The sequence below is a fragment of the Actinospica durhamensis genome (genome assembly GCF_018139695.1).
In the GTDB taxonomy this organism is placed as follows: Bacteria; Actinomycetota; Actinomycetes; order Streptomycetales; family Catenulisporaceae; genus Actinospica; species Actinospica durhamensis.
Window position 1 is genome coordinate 1 of record NZ_JAGSOG010000724.1, and the last position, 465, is coordinate 465.

General features: G+C 64.3%; 1 protein-coding gene. It reads left to right on the forward strand.

Annotation, left to right across the window (positions count from 1 at the left end):
• The coding region (gene lepB / locus KDL01_RS47185; protein ID WP_212534268.1) for a signal peptidase I at positions 1-465 on the forward strand (465 nt) is incomplete at both ends.

Here is a 465-nt window from a genome sequence, read left to right on the forward strand (position 1 = left end):
GGCCACCACCGTCTGGCTCAAGCGCGGCAGCGACCCGCGACGTGGTGATGTCGTCGTCTTCTCCTCCCCCGAAGACGGCACGAAGCTGGTCAAGCGACTCATCGGGCTGCCCGGCGACGTGGTTGAAATGCGTGACGAAGCGCTCTACATCAATCACCAGCGCTTGGCCTATGCGCCGCTGCCAGACGTCGCACCCGGCGCGCTGCCGCAAGCAACGGCGATGCTGCCGCACGAACTCTGGTCGGAAGCGCTACCGGGCCGGCAGCACACCGTGATGGTCTTGCCGGAGGTGCGTGCCCTGCGCAGTTTCGGTCCCATCATCGTCCCGCAAGACCACTACCTCATGCTGGGTGACAACCGCGACAACAGCCGCGACTCCCGCTACTTCGGTCTCGTACCGCGCAAGAATCTGATCGCTCGCGCTTCCCACCTGGCCCTATCGTTCGATCCAGACCACTTGTACAT